This is a genomic window from Tropicibacter oceani (assembly GCF_029958925.1).
Classification (GTDB): Bacteria; Pseudomonadota; Alphaproteobacteria; order Rhodobacterales; family Rhodobacteraceae; genus Pacificoceanicola; species Pacificoceanicola oceani.
The window spans coordinates 766,872-784,025 of sequence record NZ_CP124616.1 but is presented as its reverse complement, the minus strand read 5'-3'; the positions used below and the strand labels follow the sequence as shown (position 1 = coordinate 784,025).

Sequence of the window (17,154 nt, the reverse complement as noted above, 5' to 3'; positions counted from 1 at the left end):
CGATTGCATGACTGAACCGCATGAAAAGACGACGCATTTCGGGTTTCAGGATGTTCCCGAACAGGAAAAGGCGGGGCGCGTTCAGGGTGTCTTCAACTCTGTCGCATCAAAATACGACGTGATGAACGACGCCATGTCCCTTGGCATCCACCGCATCTGGAAAGACGCGATGATGGACTGGCTTGCCCCGCGCCCCGGTCAGAAACTGCTGGATGTGGCCGGCGGCACCGGTGACATTTCGTTTCGCTTTCTGAAACGGGCGGGCAGCGGACATGCCACCGTGCTGGACCTGACCGAACCCATGCTGATCGAAGGCCGCAAACGCGCCGAGGCCGATGCCATGGCCGACAGCCTTGATTGGGTGGTCGGCGACGCCATGGCCCTGCCCTTTGCCGACAACACCTTTGACGTCTACACGATCTCGTTCGGCATCCGGAACGTGACCCGCCCCCAAGAGGCCCTGAACGAAGCCTTCCGCGTCCTGCGCCCTGGGGGGCGCCTGATGGTGCTGGAATTCAACCAGATCCCCAATGACCTGATGCAAAAGGTCTATGACCTTTATTCGTTCAACATCATCCCGCGCCTTGGCCAGGCCATCGCGGGAGATCGCGACAGCTATCAGTACCTTGTAGAATCCATTCGTAAATTCCCTGATCAGGAAACCTTTCTTGGGATGGTGCGCGCGGCCGGATTCGACAACGCCAAATATCGTAACCTGTCGATGGGCATCGCCTGTCTGCATTCGGGGTGGAAAATCTAGGTGCGCGGTCCTCACAACATCTGGCGCCTGATCCAGACCGGCGCAACGCTGGAACGCACCGGCGCCATGCGGTCGGTGCTGGACGCGATGGAGGCCCCCGCCCCCCTGCGCATCGCCGCGCGCGTTCTGGGCTGGCCGTTGAAATGGCTTGGCGAAAAGGGTGATCCTTCGATGCCCGCGCCATCGCGCGCCCTGACCGCGCTTGGCCCCGCCTACATCAAGTTCGGCCAGATCCTGTCGACCCGCCCCGACGTGGTGGGTGATATCATGGCGCAGGAATTGCGCATCCTTCAGGATAAACTGCCGCCATTTTCGGTGGCCCAGGCCAAGGCCGCCGTCGAGGCCGAGCTTGGCCGCCCCATAAACGAGGTCTTTTCCGAGTTCTCCGAACCGGTCGCCGCCGCCTCGATCGCGCAGGTCCACAAAGCCCGGCTTGTCGAAACCGGAGAGGTCGTCGCCGTCAAGGTGCTGCGCCCCGGGATCGAACGCGCCTTTCGCCGCGACATCGACGCCTTCTACTTTTCGGCCTCCGTGATCGAAGCGCTTTCCCCCGCCTCGCGCCGGTTGCGCCCAACAGACGTGATCGCCCACTTCGAAGGCGTCGTCATGGGCGAACTGGACTTGCGGCTGGAAAGCGCCTCGGCCAGTGAATTCGCTGCCAACACCGGCACCGATGCCGGCTTTCAACTACCTGAAATAAAATGGAAATACTCGGGTCGCCGGGTCATGACGCTGGGCTGGGCCGATGGCCTGCCGCTGGGCGACAACGCGGCGCTGGACGCCGCCGGGCATGACCGTGTTGCGCTGTCGGAACGGGTCCTGCAACTGTTCCTAAGCCACGCCCTGCGCGACGGGTTCTTTCACGCCGACATGCACCAGGGCAACCTGAAGGTCGCCGCCAATGGCGATATCATCGCCTATGATTTCGGCATCATGGGGCATATCGACGAATACACCCGCCGCGTCTATGCCGAGATCCTCTATGGCTTTATCCGGCGCGATTATCAGCGGGTCGCCGAGGTGCATTTCGAGGCAGGCTATGTACCCGCCGACCGCGACGTCGACGAATTCGCCCGCGCCCTGCGCGCCGTCGGCGAACCGATTTTCGGCATGGATGCCACCGGCATTTCGATGGGCAAACTGCTGGCCTACCTGTTCGAGGTGACCGAACGCTTTGGCATGGAAACCCGCACGGAACTGATCCTGTTGCAGCGCACCATGGTCGTGGTCGAAGGCGTCGCGCGCTCGCTCAACCCCAACATGAACATCTGGAAGACCGCCCAGCCCGTCGTCGAGGATTACATCAAGCAGTCGATCGGGCCGCGTGCGATTGCCCGCGATCTGGGGCAGACGCTGCGCGTCCTGTCGCGCTTTGGCCCCCGCCTGCCCACCCTGGTCGAGGCAGCCCTGATCCGGCAATCGACCGAACCGGTCAAGCGGGTCGACCACCCGTGGCGCGCCCGGGTGGCCTATGTTCTGCTGGGTCTGGCGGTCGGAGTCGGTTCCGTCCTGATGTGGCAGTCCCTTTAACGCCTTAGCCCGCCGTGGGCGTGCGCAGGCCGGTCACCATGGTCGACGGGATCTCGGTTCCGTCGGACAGGCGCACCACGATGTCATTGTCGTCCGAGCGGACCTCGACAATCCGGTTATAGCTAAGCGGCGTCGCCGTCGCCAAAAGCGTCTGACCTTCGTAGTGTTCGATCTGGAAGCTGTAGACATCGACCGGCAGCAGCGCGCCCTCTTCGTCGGTGCCGGTCCAGACAACGTCTTCGGGCAGCCCGTTCAGATCAAAGGTCTGCACCAGATCGCCGCTGGAATTCCTGACCAGAAGCTTGGCCGAATCCGCATTCTCCGGATACTCGGGCCGGATCGAGATCGGGCTGTCGTTGAACCAGACCGGAGCCCGCGCCAGCGCCTCCATCCCGATCCACTGACCGGCCTGCTGCAAACCGGCGCCGCCCAGCTGCGCCGCCATCTCTTTCAGCAGGTCATTGGTCAGCACCTGCTGTTCGACCGACGAAAAGGTCGCCAGCTGGGTCGCATAATCCGTCGAATCAACCGGGTTCAACGGGTCCTGGTTTTGCACCTGAACCGTCAACATGCGGATGAACGTATCGAAATCCGAACTGAGCGCCGCATTCGCGTCGCTCTTGCTTTCGCTGGCTGCAACACGGGTCTGAATGCCCGCAGCCGAAGTTGCCGAACTGACGTCAACCATTCTGGTACCTCATATCCTGATATCCATTCCGCCCGTCTGGGCGATTGTTTCGGTGATCGGCCCTGGCGATTCGTCCTGCGTCAGCCCCGGCTTGCCGCTGGCAATCCCGCCCTCCGCGCCCTGATCCCCCTCGGGGCCGCTGCCCTGGGGGCGGTCATCGCCAAAGGTGAACCCGGCCGCCTCATGGCCCGCCTCTGCCAGATCCTGCGCCAACTGGTCGATGTTCCGACGCAGCAGATCCAACGTTTCCGGCCGATCGGCCTGAATATGCACCGTCATCCCCTGCTCGCCGGCAATCAGCCGCATATGCACCCGGCCCAGCTCTTCGGGGCTCAGGCGAATGTCGATCTGACCCTCTGTCAGCCGCGGCAAGTTTTCGGAAATCTGACGCAGAACGGCGGCCGAGGCCTCTCGGTGTGTCGCGGCGCTTTGGCCCGTTTGCGCGCCGGTCACGGTTTGCAGGCGCATTTCCTCTGTCGCTGCGACAGTGAACATGTCGGCTCGCTCCGAATCGGATGTGGGCACCCTTGGCTCCATCAAGGACGGGTTGGTGACCTGCGCGTCCACAAGGCGGATTTGCGCGGGAACCAACGGCGCACTGGGGGCCGCTTTCAGCGGTTCCGCCATCTTGGCCATGCCAGTATCCGGGACATCATCGCGCCGCCTTGCCCCGGCCGCAACCGGAGCCGTTTCGGTATTCCCGACCGTTTCCCGGGCCAGCCCCGCAAAGGTAATGCCGGCCGAAGTCTGGGCTGCAACCGGCACCACCATGGCCTCGGGGGCCACAGCGGCGGCAGGCACAGGCGCCTGAACGGGCGGTTCAGACGGGCGCTGGATCTCCGCGCCCGGCAAAGCGCCGGTGAAGGGCGCACGCGCCGGTTCGACAGCCGGGGCGTTCCAAACGCCTGACGCAAAGGCAGCGGGCATCGCCGGGGCAGGATCGCGCAGCGCTGTAACAGGGTCACCCGGACGATATTCAAAGCTGTCCGCCGATGGCAAAACCGGCGTGTTGACCACGGATACCCGCACCTGGGGATTGTCGACATCCATTGGCGAACCCGCAAGGACGGACCCAACCGGCTGGCTGGTTTCGATCACTCCGGTCACGCGGTCCGATGGCTTTGCGGCAAAGCTGACCTGAACGCCCCCCTCTGACGGCACCTCATGCCGCGCCGTCCGAATCGCTGCGCCGAACCCTTGGATGTCCACCGGCCTCTGATCTTCTCTGCCCTGCGATGGTCTGCCAACATCGGGCAGTTTCGGGCCGACTTCGTTTCCTACAGGCGCGACCTGCCGAAACGTCTCGGCCGCAGCAAGATCAGGCTGCTTTGCTGTGGGCTTGAACATCGGCTCCGCCGGTCCGCTGGATGCAACCGGCGGCGCCATTTCGGGAACCACGGGTGTTGCTTCCAGCCGAGAGCCCTGCGGCGCCACAGGCAACGGCGGCTTCGAAGCGACCGGGTTCAACACATCCGCTGACGATGTTTCTGCCCCCGGGATCATACGGCCAAAGCGTTGCCCTTGCGGCGTCACCAAAGACGACTCTGCGGGCGCCGTTTGCGAAACAGGGGCGGGAATTTCAGCTTGTTTGAAATCGCTTCTGGTCACAGGCGTGAATACCGCAGTCCCGCCTTGCCCGGGCTCTGCGCGCGCCTGCTCTGGCGGCACGACAGCGCGCGAAATTTCCCGGGTCAAAACGGCATCACCCTGAAGCGTATCGGGGGCCATCTGAACCCGCGCTGAGGACTGCAAAGGACTCTGCGGTGCCAGAGGTGCATCTGCACGAACCCCGACCATGCCGCCATCAAGTTGTGTCAACATCGGCCGTCCCTGTCCGTGCAGAGGGCGGTCCATGGGCAGTGCCCCCACGCTGGGCGGCACAGGCGTAGTACGTTCGCCCTGAACGCTGTCGGTGGCTTTCGCCGCTGGCAGGTCTGCCGCCAATGCGCCCGGCACCGACCAAGCCATGTGTCGGATTTCCTGCGACGGGGAGGTGTCCGCAAAACCGGTGGTTCGGGTCGATTCGCTACCGGGCACCTCGGCCCTTTCCATCGGCACCGGGGCTTGCGGCATGGGTCCTGCCGCACTGCTGCGGCGAACGCTTTGAAATGCCACAACGCCCGGCATTTCCGTCTCACTTTGCTTTTCGAACCGTGCGAAATCCTCGGCCTCGGGTCTATCGTCCCAGGGTTCTTCCAGCGTCTGCGCGGCGTCCATATCGTCATCGATCATGGCACTGTCGTCGGCCGAGGCCGCGGCCTCGATCGCCTCTGGCTCTGCGACAGCCTGCTGCGGATCGGCGTCTTTTTCGGGGGTTTGGCCCGCCAGTTGATTGAACACTTCGGAAAAATCAGCGCCCTCGCGCGCCTGTTTGGGCGCACCGTCGACCGGGGGTTTCGGAGCCAGTCCAAGAAGACTGGTGAGCTGGATAAGCATTTGCGTGCCTCGGGATTTCTTCCGTCGCTCCTTTCTAGATCGCACATCCTTACCGGTTCTTTACCGCCTTCGCAGAAAACTGGGTGAAGTGAGTCGAATTGGAGACAACACAATGGATATCCCCCCGATCCCTGCCGCCCCCAGGCAGATACAGGACAAGGCGCTGAAAGCCGCCGCACAGGGTCTCGAAGCCAGCTTTCTGGCCGAAATGCTCGAGGCTGCCGGCGTTGGAAAGACCCCCGAAAGCTTTGGCGGCGGCGCGGGCGAGGATCAATTCTCGTCCTTCCTGGTGCAGGAACAGGCCCGCGCGATGGCCGCCAAGGGCGGTATCGGCCTTGCCGACACGCTTTATCGTTCAATGAAGGAGAAATTCGATGACCAATGACACCGACCTTATCCGCCTGGAAGAACTCATCGCAGCCGAGCGGCAGGCCCTGCTCGAAGGTGACTTTGACCGAATCGCCGACCTGATGGAGGAAAAGCAGGATCTGGCATTCGGGCTGGCCAAGACCACAAATGACGAAACCAAGGTCGCGCCGCTGCGCGACGGGCTGCGCCGGAATCAGGAGCTGTTCGATCACGCGCTGGCCGGTTTGCGCAATGTCGCGAACCGCCTGAATCACCTGAACCACCTGCGCAAAACACTGGACACCTATGACGAAAAGGGCCGTCGCACACCGCTGAGCACACCGGCAGAAAACAAGCTGGAACGCAGGGCGTGAGAATTTGGTTCAAATTGGCTGAAATGGACCGTTCGGAATTAGCGCAACGTTAGGATTCCGGACCCATGTTGGCCCTGCACTCGGAAGGGTGGCACAGGCCGGAAACGCCGGGCTGTAAACGTCAGAAAGACGTCAGAGATGCCTTAACCGGCAAATGAAACCGGCGCAAAAGCGCCAACTAGCAAGGACAAAATGCATGTCTAGCATCCTGACGAACAACGGCGCCATGGTGGCGCTTCAGACCCTGAAATCGATCAACTCGGGCCTGGCCCAGACCCAGTCGGAAATCTCGACCGGCAAGCGGGTTTCCAGCGCCAAGGACAACTCGGCGGTTTGGGCGATCTCCAAGGTCATGGAGGCCGACGTTAAGGGCTTCAAGGGCATCTCGGACAGCCTCAACCTGGGTCAGTCGACCGTCGCCGTGGCCCGCCAGGCCGCTGAAACGACGACTGAGCTGCTGACCGACATCAAGGGCAAGATCGTCGCCGCACAGGAAGAAAACGTCGATCGTGAAAAGATCCAGACCGACATCAACGCCCTGCGCGACCAGATCTCGGCTGTTGTGGGCGCAGCCCAGTTCAACGGCCTGAACCTGCTGTCCAACACCGACAAGACGGCCAACACCGGCAGCATCAACGTGCTGGCATCGCTTGACCGTTCGGGCACCGGTGTAACCGCAAGCGACATCAATGTCGGCAAGCAGGACCTTGGCACCGGCGCTTCGGCGATCACCGGTACGGCCCAGGCAACCGGCGGCACCCAGATGTCCGGCGCGGCAGCGGGCGCAGCTATCACCCTGACGGGTGCCGGCACCGCACCGACCACGACCTTCACCATTGTTCCGGACGAAGTTGCTGCAGGCGTTGGTTATGCCATCACCCTGGCATCCGGCGCATCGGGTCTGGCCGGAGCGAACACCGCTGCGACCACAGGCAAACCGTCCGAGATCATGTATGTGGCTCGCGATGGCGATACCGCTCAGGACGTCTTTGACGGTCTGAACGATGCCATGGTCAAGCACCTCGAAGCCAACGGTGTGGATACTGCCGATCTGTCGATGTCCTTTACCGCATCGACCGGCGCCGTGGCCGTGACCGGATCGACCACCACCGGCAACAACGTGTCGTTCCGCGCGGATACCTTTGCTGCGGCCGGCAACACCATCGGTGGCCGCCTCGAATCGCTCAGCGATATCGACGTGACCACCCAGGCGGGCGCTGATGCGGCTCTCGAAGAAATCGAAGGTCTGATCCAGATCTCGATCGACTCGGCTGCAAACTTCGGTTCGGCCCAGGGCCGCATCGAAACCCAGACCGACTTCATCACCGGCCTGACCGATGCGCTGAAGTCCGGGATCGGCACCCTTGTCGACGCCGACATGGAAGAGGCCTCGGCCCGTCTGCAGGCCCTGCAGGTCCAGCAGCAGCTGGGTGTCCAGGCGCTGTCGATCGCCAACCAGGCACCGCAGCAGCTTCTGTCGCTGTTCCGCTAATGGTCCTGATCGGAGGCCGGTCAACCGGCCTCCGATCTCCATATATCCATCGTAGCCACAACCAGAAGGTTTTGCAGTGAACGCCCATTCCCTTGCCCAGCACGCCTATTCGCAGACGGCGCGGACGACAAAGACGCCCCGTGGCACCGAATACGAACTGATTGCCCGCGTAACCCATCGCATCAAGTCAGCCGCAGAAGCCGGGCCCAAGGCCTATCCAAGACTGGTCGAAGCGCTTTCGGAAAACCAGCGCCTTTGGACCATGTTGGCGGTCGACGTCGCCGACAAGGAAAACGGCCTGCCCCAAGATCTAAGGGCGCGTATCTTCTACCTGGCCGAGTTTGTGCAAAAACACACCTCCCAGGTCTTGATGAAGCAAGCTCGGATTACCCCCCTTCTGGAAATAAATGCCGCCGTCCTGCGTGGACTGAGCGGTCGGAGAACAACCTGATGAGCGGATTGGTTCTGAAACTTGGCCCTCGCGAACGCGTCTTGATCAACGGGGCCGTCATCGAAAACGGGGATCGGCGCAGCCGGCTTTCCATCGTGACCCCGAATGCGAATGTCTTGCGGTTGCGCGACGCCATTCATCCCGAAGAAGCGCAGACACCCGTGCGGCGCCTTTGCTATACCGCCCAGCTGATCCTGACCGGTGACGCAGAGCCTGGTGATGCGAAAAAACAATTGCTGCCTCGGATCGAGGAGCTGAGCCATATCCTGATCGACCCGGACAGCCGCCGCCTGTTGGCGCAGGCCAGCAACGCCCTGCTGACGGAACAGTTCTATCAGTGCCTCAAAGCGCTGCGCGCCTTGATCCCGCGAGAGGACCGGCTTTTGGCCGCGTCTCGGCAATGAGCTTTCAGCCGGTCATTGTCGGCAGCGGTCTGGTCGGGTGGCAATTCCTCAAGGCCACCCAGGATACACAGCGCCAGGTTTTCGAAAAGTCCGCCGACCTTGTGCGCGACACGGACTACTTCAAGGAAAACATCGGTCAGATCAAGACCGCCGAAGACCTGGTGTCCGACCGCCGGCTGTTGCGGGTCGCGCTTGGGGCCTTTGGACTGCAGGATGATATCAACAATAAGTTTTTCATCCGCAAGATCCTGGAAGAAGGCGGCGCAGACCCGCAAAGCCTGGCCAACAAGCTGTCCGATGATCGCTACGGCGCAATCGCCAGCGCTTTTGCGTTCGATTCGCCGGTCGGGGCGCGGACGCAACTCAGTTATTTCGGCGATGAAATCGTCGCCAAATATCGCGAACAATCCTTCGAGGTTGCGGTCGGCGATCAGGATGACAGCCTGAGATTGGCCCTGAATTTTCAGCGAAGCCTGCCCGAACTTGCCGAAGGAAGCGGCGGCAACGACACCAAATGGTTCAAGGTTATGGGCACCACCGCCCTGCGCACGGTGTTCGAAACCGCAATGGGCCTGCCCAGTGGCTTTGGCCAGCTCGACATCGACCAACAACTCGAGGTTTTTCGCGACAAGGCTCAAAGCAGGTTCGGTGTAACCGAGGTAAGTGAACTGGCGGACCCCGAAGTCATGGAAAAGGTCGTTCAGACCTACCTGCTGCAAACCCAGGTTCAGGACTTTTCGCAATCATCGGCGGGTCTGGTCGCCTTGTCGTTGCTGCAGTCCATTCCGCGCACCTCCTTGCTGGGCTGACCGCGACATTCGAACGTCGCGGCCGCCGATATCCAACCAGTCAACGGCCTCGCACGGTCGGGCGGATCGCTGCCCGGCCGTTTTGCTTTGGCCCCCGGCCAGCCTGAAGCGCCGCGCCCGCATTCGTACCGGCACCCGACCGTCTGAGAACCAGTTCCAGCTTGTTGAAAGCATTGGTCGGACCGCCCGGCGACTCCTCGGCGATGAATCCGTCCAGATCCGCCCAGGCGCGAATCGCCTGATCCAGAACCGGGTCCTCTCCATCCCGGTACAGCCCGGCGCGGATCATCGTCTCGGACCGGGTGTAAGCACCCAACAGCTGGCGCACCCGAGAGATCAGTTCATTTTCATGCGGGGTCGCGGCCTCGGGCAAACTGCGGGACACCGACCGCAACAGATCGATCGCCGGAAATCTGCCGCGCTCGGCGATCTGGCGATCCATCACCACATGCCCGTCCAGAACACCGCGCAGGATGTCGGCGACGGGTTCATCCATGTCCGACCCCGCGACCAGCACGCTGAAAACGGCGGTGATATCCCCCGCTTCGGGCAATCCTGGACCGGCGCGTTCAGCCAGCCGCATGATCTGATGCGCAACCGACGGCGGGTGGCCGCGCAGCGCGGGCAGTTCTCCCGACGCGATGGCCACTTCGCGGTGCGCCTCGGCAAAGCGGGTGATCGAATCGGCCAGGTAAAGCACGTGCTTGCCCTGGTCCCGAAAGTGTTCGGCAATGGTCATGGCCGCCAGCGGGCAGCGCCGCCGCTCCATCGGAGACCGGTCCGAGGTCGCCGCAACGACCACGCTGCGCGCCATCCCCTCGGGGCCCAGCACATGGCGCACGAACTCCTGCACCTCGCGCCCGCGTTCGCCGACAAGCGCCAGCACGACCACGTCGGCTTGCATCCCCTGCGCCAATTGCGACAGCAACCGTGATTTGCCGACACCCGATCCGGCGAAAAGCCCGATTCTCTGCCCTTGGACGATGGGCAGCAGCGTGTCGAAAACCGCCAGTCCCGTGTTCAGCCTTGCGCCCAACCCGCGGCGCGCGGCGGCAGGGGGCGGGCTGGCGCGAAACGGTCGGCGGTGGGGGCCCGGCCCCAGCGGCGCGCCGTCCAGCGGCCGCCCATAGGGGTCGATCACCCGGCCAATCCACGAATCGCAGGGCGCCAGTACGGGGGCGCCCATGACGGCCACCCGATCGCCCTGCGAAACCCCATCGGCAGCCTCGTCCGGCAGCATTGCGACCAATTCGTCTCGAATTCTCAGCACTTCGCCCTCAAGCGCGCCGCCAGGGTGAAACAGCCGCAACCGATCGCCGATACAGGCGGTATGCGCCAGGCCGCTGACCCAGATCGTTGTTCCGTCCACGGATCGCACGCGACCGACATTCCGAACCGGCTGCATCTGCGCGATTCGCGCGCTGAGCCCTTTGATCACACTATTGTCCATCGAACGCTCCGTTCAGTTTTCTGCAAACCGTTTCTAAAGGAATCACGGTTAAGCCTTGATTTAAGTAATCGAGGGAGAAGCCCCGATGTTCCAAAACCTGGACGTCTTCAGAACGGCGATGGCGATGGCCAAACATGCTGGCCACAAGCAAGCGATCAGCGCCCAAAACATCGCAAACGCGGATACCCCGGGGTATCGCGCGAAAGAACTGCCCGCATTCGAGACAACCCTGCGCGGGTCTCTGTCCGAACAGCGCGCAACCCGCACGGGGCACCTGAACGGTCAAAGCGACCGCATGGTCGCGACAAGCGATCGGCGCGACGCGATGGACCCCAACGGCAACACCGTTTCGCTCGAAATCGAAATGATCGAGGCCGTCGATGCCAAACGCCAGCACGACCGCGCCTTGGCAATTTACCGCAACAGCCTGTCCGTCATCCGGGCAAGCCTTGGCCGCAGCTGAAGGAGCTAAGGGATGAGTGCCTTTTCCGACGCGCTAAGCGTCACCGCCAGCGGACTGAAAGCCCAGGCAACCCGCCTGCGCGTGGTCTCGGAAAACATCGCGAACATGGACACCCCCGGCTTTCGCCGCAAATCGGTGCCCTTCCAGCTGGACAAGGGCGACACCGCGCTGTCGCGGGTGGAAACCGGGCGTGTGCGGCTGGATCGTTCCGAGCTTGAACAGATCTATGACCCCTCGCATCCGCTGGCCGATGAAACCGGGAACTATGACGGATCGAACGTCGACCTGGTGATCGAAATCGCCGACGCGCGCGAAGCCCAGCGCAGCTATGAGGCCAACCTCAAGATGTTTGACCAGACCCGCCAGATGTCCACCGGACTGATGGACCTGCTGAGACGCTGAATTTTCCGAAACCCGTGAAAGGAGACCAGAATGGACGTCCGATCGCTCTATGCAGCACAGAAATACGCCGCCTCGCTTCCCGCGATGGAACCCGATGCTACCCAAAAGCCCAGCCTGCAGGGCAGCTTTGCCCAGGCCGCGCAGGATTTCGTCGGCACCCTTCGCGAAGCCGAGCAAACCGCGCAGCAGAACATGGCCGGCGATGCCGATCCCCATGCGCTGGTCGAGGCATTGGCCCAGTCCGAACTGGCCGTCGAAACCGTGGTTGCCGTGCGCAACAAGGTGGTCGAAGCCTACCAGGAAATCCTGCGGATGCCGGTCTGATCCCATGATGACAGAAGCCATCTTTTTCGACACGCTGCGCCAGGGGCTGTGGATCGCCACGGTCACCTCGATCCCGATCCTGACCGCCGCGCTTGTCGCGGGCGTCGGCGTGGGCCTGTTTCAGGCGCTCACCTCGATCCAGGAAATGACGCTGACCTTTGTGCCGAAACTCATGGCGATCGTCGTCGTCTTCTGGATGTCGATGAGCTTCATGACACGCACCCTGGTCGAATTCTTCCAGGCCCAGATCATTCCCATCATCGTCGGAGGTTGACATGGAAGCCACAGGATACGCTGCCCTTTCGCGCCTTTCGGGGCTCAAGCGGGAAATGCAGGTCATTGCCAACAATATCGCCAACGCCAATACCACCGGCTTTCGGCAGCAGGGGATCATCTTTTCCGAATACGTGCAGGATGCCGATGGCGGCGCGTCGGTTGCCATGTCGGCGGCCCGCATCCGCAACACATCCTTTGTGCAGGGCACGCTTGAGCAGACCAACGGCATGTTCGACATGGCCATCGAGGGCGACGGGTTCTTCCTGATCGACGCGCCCAATGGCCAGCGCCTGACCCGTGCCGGCAGCTTTACCCCCAGCAACGAGGGCACGCTTGTCACCCCTGACGGCTATCCGGTTCTGGGCAACGGCGGTGCGCCGGTCTTTGTGCCGCCCGATGCCACGGATCTGGCCATTGGCCGCGACGGCACCATCAGTTCCAAGGGCGTTCCGCTGGGCCAGATCGGCGTGGTCCGCCCGCTGGAACCCACCCAGATGGTGCGCGAGGGCAGCGTGCTGTTCCGCGCCGACGCCGGGTTCGAACCGATGGAGGAACCGGGCGTCATGCAGGGCTTTGTCGAAGCCTCCAACGTCAATCCGATCCTCCAGATTTCCCGGATGGTCGAGGTGCAGCGCGCCTATGAACTGGGCCAAAGTTTTCTGGACAAGGAAGACGAACGCATCCGGTCCGCCATCAACGCCTTTATCAAGTAACAGGAGCCAACCATGCGCGCCCTTCAAATCGCCGCCACGGGCATGAGTGCCCAGCAAACCCGGGTCGAGGTCATCTCGAACAACCTCTCGAACATGAGCACCACGGGTTACAACGCCCGCCGGGCCGAATTCGCCGACCTGCACTATCAACAGGCCGCCCGCCCCGGCACGGTCAATGCCTCGGACGGCACCGTGCTGCCCACCGGCGTGCAGCTGGGCCTGGGTGTCCGGCCCTCCTCGGTGTCGGTGATGCTGTCGCAGGGCGCGCTGTCCTCGACCGGGGGCGATCTGGACGTCGCCATCGAAGGCGCCGGCTATCTCGAGGTGACGCTGCCTTCTGGCCAGGCCGCCTATACCCGCGACGGCGCACTGAAACGCACCGGCGAAGGGCTGATCGTCAACTCCGAAGGCTTCCCCGTCTCGCCGGAAATCACCATTCCCGACGATGCCCGCAGCATTTCGATCAACGGCGACGGCGAGGTTTACGCCTATTTCGCGGATTCAGCCGAGGCGCAGCTGCTGGGGCAGTTCACCATGGTCGGATTTACCAACGCCAAGGGGCTCGAGGCCATCGGCTCGAACCTTTTCGTGGAAACCGAAGCCTCGGGCGCGGCGCTTCAGACAACGCCGGGCCAGGACGGCCTCGGCACCCTGCGCCAAGGCTTTCTCGAAGAAAGCTCGGTCGATCCGGTCAAGGAAATCACCGACCTGATCGAGGCCCAGCGCGGCTATGAGCTGAATTCCAAAGTCATCTCGGCCGCCGACCAGATGCTGGCCGCAACAAGTCAGATCCGCTGATGCGCGCGCTTGCGGTCATGATCGCCCTCATCGCGGGCCCCGGTTTCGCCGACACGGTGATCGCCACCCGTACGATCCGGCCGCAACAGCTGGTTTCGGCAAGCGACGTGCGGATCGACCCCACCACCGTCGAAGGCGCCCACCAAAGCCTGGGCGAGGTCATCGGCCAAGAGGCGCGCATCGCGCTTTATCCCGGTCGTGCGGTCATGCACGGCGCGGTCGGCGAACCGGCCCTGATCGACCGCAACCAGGTGGTCGAACTGGTCTATTCGACCGGCGGCCTGCGCATCGTGGCCGAGGGCCGGGCCCTTGGCCGCGGCGGTATCGGTGAACGGATTCGCGTCATGAACACCGGATCCAGAACAGTTCTTTTCGGCCAGATTGCCCCGGACGGCTCTGTGCTGGTCACAAAATGAGGAAAAGTATGCTGCGAAATAGCTGCCTTGTCGTTCTGATCCTTGCCCTGGCCGCCTGCGGGCGTGCCGGCCATATCGGCAAGGAACCCGATTTTACCCCCACGACGCAAAGCCCCGAACGTGTCGCCATGATCGCCCAGGGCATCCCGACGACGCCGCTGCCGCTGCGCACCACCGATCGGGCCTCGCTTTGGAGCGGCGGGCAAGGCTCGCTTTTGGGGGATCGCCGCGCTGTCAATCGCGGGGATATCCTGACAGTGGTCATCGACATCAAGGAACAGGCGGCGATTTCCAACAGCTCTGCCCGGTCGCGGTCCGGTTCCGAAAGCCTGGGTGTGCCCGACCTGTTCGGCATCCCCGAACGGATCAACCAGGGCATCACCGACGGCGCCAGCCTGGACAGCGCCGTGTCGCTGGACAGCTCCAGCCAGTCGCGCGGCGACGGATCGGTCAAGCGCAGCGAACAGCTGACCCTGCGCGTCGCCGCCACCATTGTCGACGTGCTGCCCAACGGCGTTCTGGCCATCGAAGGCAGCCAGGAGGTCCGCGTGAACTTTGAACTGCGCGAACTGCTGGTCACCGGTTACGTGCGCCCCGAAGACATCTCGCGGCAGAACGAAATCACCTATGACAAGATCGCATCGGCTCGCATTTCCTATGGCGGTCGTGGCCAGATCAGCGACATGCAGCAACCCAGGTACGGACAGCAGGTGCTGGACGTGATCCTGCCCTTCTAAGGAGCCATCCATGCGCAAGCTGTTGCCCATCATCCTGGCCCTGATCGGAACGGGTGCGGGTGTCGGCGCGGGGTTCTTCCTCGCGCCCCCCGCCGCCGAGGAACACGCCGAAGGCGCTGCCGTCGAATGCGTCCCGCCCGCCGAACACGCCGACGCCGAAACCGCGCCCGAAGACGAGGACGCGCCCGCGACCCGCGAATATGTCAAGCTGAACAACCAGTTCGTGATCCCCGTCGTCGGAACCGACAAGGTGACAGCGCTGGTGGTTGCCTCGCTCAGCGTAGAGGTCCAGACAGGGACGACAGAGGCGGTCTATGCCCGGGAACCCAAGCTGCGCGACGTGTTCCTGCAGGTCATGTTCGATCACGCCAATGTCGGCGGCTTCAAGGGTAACTTCACCACCGGCAACCGCATGGAAGACCTGCGAAGCGCCCTTCTTGAAGCGGCCCGTCCGGTTTTGGGCGACACCGTCAGCGATGTCCTGATCACCGAAATCGCGCGCCAGGATTCGTGATCAGCGAAACCAGCGGTCCCAGCCATCCAGGTAATAACCGACCAGCGCGTGGGACTGGATGTCATTCACCTCGGCCGGCACTTCGCCATTGTCGGCGCCGAACACCTGCGCCGTCTGCCAGCCCTCGGCGGTCAGATAGGACAGTCCCGCCGGCAGCTTTGGCACCCGGTCGGCCAGCGGCGCAAAGCTGGCCATGGCAAAGCCCCAGTCCCCGAAGCTGGGCACATAGACGTGGTAGGGCCGCACCGCCAACCCGTCGCCCGGCGCCAGCGGATTGCGGGTTTCGCGCAGGGTGTGAACCGTCGACCAGAATGCCTCGCGCGCAAAAAGAGGAGAGCCCGCCTGCGTCACGATCAAGCCGTTGGCCGACAGCCGTTCCGCCACCAGGGCATAGAACTGCCGCGAATACAGCTTGGACAGGGCGATGTTCTTGGGGTCCGGCAGGTCCAACAGGATGACGTCGTAGACAGCGTCGCTTTCGTCGACGAATTGCCAGGCGTCCTGGTTCAGGATGGTCACCCGCGGGTCCGAAAGGGACCGGTTGTTCAGCTCTGCCAGCTCGGGGTGATCGCGGAACAGAGCGGTGACCCTTGGATCAAGATCGACAAGCGTCACCTGTTTCACCCGGTCATGGCGAAGCACTTCGCGGGCCGCCATGCCATCGCCGCCACCCAGGATCAGAACGCTTTCTATGCGCGGCGCCAGTCCCAGCGCCGGGTGAACCAGCAATTCGTGATAGCGGTATTCATCCATCGTATCGAACTGGATCGAATAGTCCAGGAACAGCCGGGTGCGGTCGCGGAACCGGGTGACGGTGATCTGCTGATAGGGCGTCGCCTCGGACAGGATCACGTCGTCTTCGAACAACTGGGTTTCGGTGATCGACACCAGCCGCTCGGACTGGGCCAGCGCGGCGGTGGAACACAGCAAGGCGATCGTCCAGGCGGCCCATTGCGTGCGGCTGGACACCTCTCGGAACAGGTACAGCGACAGCCCGGCCACCAACAGGTTCAGGCAGCCAAAGACCAGGCTGGCCGACATCAGCCCCAGGTGCGGAATGATCAACAACGGAAAGGCCAATGACGCCGCCAGCGCCCCGACGTAGTCGACGCTCAGCACGTTTTCGAACCGGAAATCCGGCGCGCCGATTTCCTTGAGAACCCGCGCGATCAGCGGAATTTCCATGCCCGACAGAACGCCCACCGCGATCAGCATGCCATACAGCGGCATCGCCACTTCGCCCAGCCAGGCATAGGCAAAGAACAAGACCGGCGCCATGAAGCCGCCCACCACGCCCAGCGCGATCTGTGCCCAGGAAAAGCCGCGCATCGCCTGGCCGACAAAGCGCGACGCCCAGGCGCCGACGCCCATCGCGCTTAGGAACACGCCGATGACGATGCTGAACTGGCGAACGGAATCGCCCAGAAGATAGCTTGAAACGGTGGCCGCGATCAGCTCATAGACCAGCCCGGCGACGGCGATCAGAAAGGTCGCCGCCAGCAGCCAGGCCTCGCGCAGGCGCGGCGCCGGGGCCGTGCTCACGACAGGATCACGGCCGCGATGATGATGGACAGGGCGACAAAGACCGACCCGATCAGGATCGCAAGCGAGGTGTTCTGGTCTTCCTCGATTTCCTTGATCACCGAGAACGGCGTCATGATGTTGATGATCCACCAGAAGATGCCCATCAGGACCACCCCGAGGACCGTGTAAAAGATGGTGCTGAACACTTCGGCCAGCTGAATTGCTGAAAACAGATCCATTTCGAT

22 protein-coding genes are annotated in these 17,154 nt (G+C 62.8%); 17 read left to right on the top strand and 5 right to left on the bottom strand.

Going from position 1 to position 17,154, the window contains the following annotated elements; all coding sequences use genetic code 11:
- Window positions 1–7 precede the first annotated feature (7 nt).
- Window positions 8–760 (top strand): bifunctional demethylmenaquinone methyltransferase/2-methoxy-6-polyprenyl-1,4-benzoquinol methylase UbiE, encoded by a 753-nt coding sequence (gene ubiE / locus QF118_RS03755; protein ID WP_282301313.1) that lies wholly within the window; start codon window positions 8–10, stop codon window positions 758–760.
- Complete coding sequence (gene ubiB / locus QF118_RS03750; protein WP_282301312.1) at window positions 761–2,290, top strand: 2-polyprenylphenol 6-hydroxylase; 1,530 nt, start codon at window positions 761–763, stop codon at window positions 2,288–2,290.
- 4 nt (window positions 2,291–2,294) lie between these two features.
- Here ubiB and QF118_RS03745 read toward each other — a convergent pair whose 3' ends face one another.
- Window positions 2,295–2,978 (bottom strand): flagellar hook capping FlgD N-terminal domain-containing protein, encoded by a 684-nt coding sequence (locus QF118_RS03745; protein WP_282301311.1) that lies wholly within the window; start codon window positions 2,976–2,978, stop codon window positions 2,295–2,297.
- A 9-nt stretch (window positions 2,979–2,987) separates the two neighbouring features.
- Window positions 2,988–5,414: a flagellar hook-length control protein FliK gene (locus QF118_RS03740; RefSeq protein WP_282301310.1), complete on the bottom strand. Its 2,427-nt coding sequence runs from the start codon at window positions 5,412–5,414 to the stop codon at window positions 2,988–2,990.
- 112 nt (window positions 5,415–5,526) lie between these two features.
- Here QF118_RS03740 and QF118_RS03735 point away from each other — a divergent pair, with 112 nt between their 5' ends.
- The 6 genes from QF118_RS03735 to QF118_RS03710 all read left to right on the top strand — a co-directional run bounded on the left by QF118_RS03735 (window position 5,527) and on the right by QF118_RS03710 (window position 9,292).
- A complete protein-coding gene (locus tag QF118_RS03735) occupies window positions 5,527–5,799 on the top strand; it encodes a rod-binding protein (protein ID WP_282301309.1) in 273 nt (90 codons plus the stop codon).
- Window positions 5,789–6,136: a flagellar protein FlgN gene (locus QF118_RS03730; RefSeq protein ID WP_282301308.1), complete on the top strand. Its 348-nt coding sequence runs from the start codon at window positions 5,789–5,791 to the stop codon at window positions 6,134–6,136. The genes QF118_RS03735 and QF118_RS03730 overlap by 11 nt, the downstream gene beginning before the upstream one ends.
- Window positions 6,137–6,332: 196 nt before the next feature.
- Complete coding sequence (locus QF118_RS03725) at window positions 6,333–7,628, top strand: flagellin N-terminal helical domain-containing protein (protein ID WP_282301307.1); 1,296 nt, start codon at window positions 6,333–6,335, stop codon at window positions 7,626–7,628.
- A 76-nt stretch (window positions 7,629–7,704) separates the two neighbouring features.
- Window positions 7,705–8,079, top strand: a complete 375-nt coding sequence (gene flaF / locus QF118_RS03720; protein ID WP_282301306.1) for a flagellar biosynthesis regulator FlaF — start codon at window positions 7,705–7,707, stop codon at window positions 8,077–8,079.
- Window positions 8,079–8,483, top strand: a complete 405-nt coding sequence (gene flbT / locus QF118_RS03715; protein WP_282301305.1) for a flagellar biosynthesis repressor FlbT — start codon at window positions 8,079–8,081, stop codon at window positions 8,481–8,483. Before flaF ends, flbT begins: the two co-directional genes overlap by 1 nt.
- On the top strand, window positions 8,480–9,292 hold the full coding sequence (locus QF118_RS03710; RefSeq protein ID WP_282301304.1) for a DUF1217 domain-containing protein: 813 nt from the start codon (window positions 8,480–8,482) through the stop codon (window positions 9,290–9,292). The genes flbT and QF118_RS03710 overlap by 4 nt, the downstream gene beginning before the upstream one ends.
- A gap of 40 nt (window positions 9,293–9,332) precedes the next feature.
- Here QF118_RS03710 and QF118_RS03705 read toward each other — a convergent pair whose 3' ends face one another.
- Window positions 9,333–10,742, bottom strand: coding sequence for a FliI/YscN family ATPase (locus QF118_RS03705; protein WP_282301303.1), 1,410 nt, complete (start codon window positions 10,740–10,742; stop codon window positions 9,333–9,335).
- Between the two features lie 85 nt (window positions 10,743–10,827).
- On the opposite strand from QF118_RS03705, the gene QF118_RS03700 reads away from it, so the two are divergent.
- Genes QF118_RS03700 through QF118_RS03660 form a run of 9 tightly spaced genes read left to right on the top strand, consistent with a single transcriptional unit; the run spans window position 10,828 to window position 15,385 of the window.
- Complete coding sequence (locus QF118_RS03700; protein ID WP_282301302.1) at window positions 10,828–11,205, top strand: FlgB family protein; 378 nt, start codon at window positions 10,828–10,830, stop codon at window positions 11,203–11,205.
- 12 nt (window positions 11,206–11,217) lie between these two features.
- A complete protein-coding gene (gene flgC, locus QF118_RS03695; RefSeq protein WP_282301301.1) occupies window positions 11,218–11,607 on the top strand; it encodes a flagellar basal body rod protein FlgC in 390 nt (129 codons plus the stop codon).
- Window positions 11,608–11,637: 30 nt separating this feature from the next.
- Window positions 11,638–11,931 carry a flagellar hook-basal body complex protein FliE gene (gene fliE, locus QF118_RS03690; protein WP_282301300.1) on the top strand — a complete coding sequence of 98 codons (294 nt, stop codon included), beginning with the start codon at window positions 11,638–11,640 and terminating at the stop codon, window positions 11,929–11,931.
- Between the two features lie 4 nt (window positions 11,932–11,935).
- Complete coding sequence (locus QF118_RS03685; protein ID WP_282301299.1) at window positions 11,936–12,205, top strand: flagellar biosynthetic protein FliQ; 270 nt, start codon at window positions 11,936–11,938, stop codon at window positions 12,203–12,205.
- Between the two features lies 1 nt (window position 12,206).
- Entirely contained in the window at window positions 12,207–12,920 is a 714-nt protein-coding gene (locus tag QF118_RS03680) for a flagellar hook-basal body complex protein (protein WP_282301298.1), read from the top strand.
- A 12-nt stretch (window positions 12,921–12,932) separates the two neighbouring features.
- Window positions 12,933–13,718: a flagellar basal-body rod protein FlgG gene (flgG, locus tag QF118_RS03675; protein WP_282301297.1), complete on the top strand. Its 786-nt coding sequence runs from the start codon at window positions 12,933–12,935 to the stop codon at window positions 13,716–13,718.
- 17 nt (window positions 13,719–13,735) lie between these two features.
- A complete protein-coding gene (gene flgA / locus QF118_RS03670; protein ID WP_282301296.1) occupies window positions 13,736–14,134 on the top strand; it encodes a flagellar basal body P-ring formation chaperone FlgA in 399 nt (132 codons plus the stop codon).
- Window positions 14,135–14,142: 8 nt separating this feature from the next.
- Window positions 14,143–14,871, top strand: a complete 729-nt coding sequence (gene flgH / locus QF118_RS03665) for a flagellar basal body L-ring protein FlgH (protein ID WP_282301295.1) — start codon at window positions 14,143–14,145, stop codon at window positions 14,869–14,871.
- A 10-nt stretch (window positions 14,872–14,881) separates the two neighbouring features.
- Window positions 14,882–15,385, top strand: a complete 504-nt coding sequence (locus tag QF118_RS03660) for a flagellar basal body-associated FliL family protein (RefSeq protein ID WP_282301294.1) — start codon at window positions 14,882–14,884, stop codon at window positions 15,383–15,385.
- Here QF118_RS03660 and QF118_RS03655 read toward each other — a convergent pair whose 3' ends face one another.
- Together QF118_RS03655 and QF118_RS03650 are read right to left on the bottom strand one after the other, a co-directional pair.
- Window positions 15,386–16,927 (bottom strand): polyamine aminopropyltransferase, encoded by a 1,542-nt coding sequence (locus QF118_RS03655; RefSeq protein WP_282301293.1) that lies wholly within the window; start codon window positions 16,925–16,927, stop codon window positions 15,386–15,388.
- Window positions 16,924–17,148 (bottom strand): DUF350 domain-containing protein, encoded by a 225-nt coding sequence (locus QF118_RS03650; protein WP_282301292.1) that lies wholly within the window; start codon window positions 17,146–17,148, stop codon window positions 16,924–16,926. The genes QF118_RS03655 and QF118_RS03650 overlap by 4 nt, the downstream gene beginning before the upstream one ends.
- Between the last annotated feature and the right edge of the window lie 6 nt (window positions 17,149–17,154).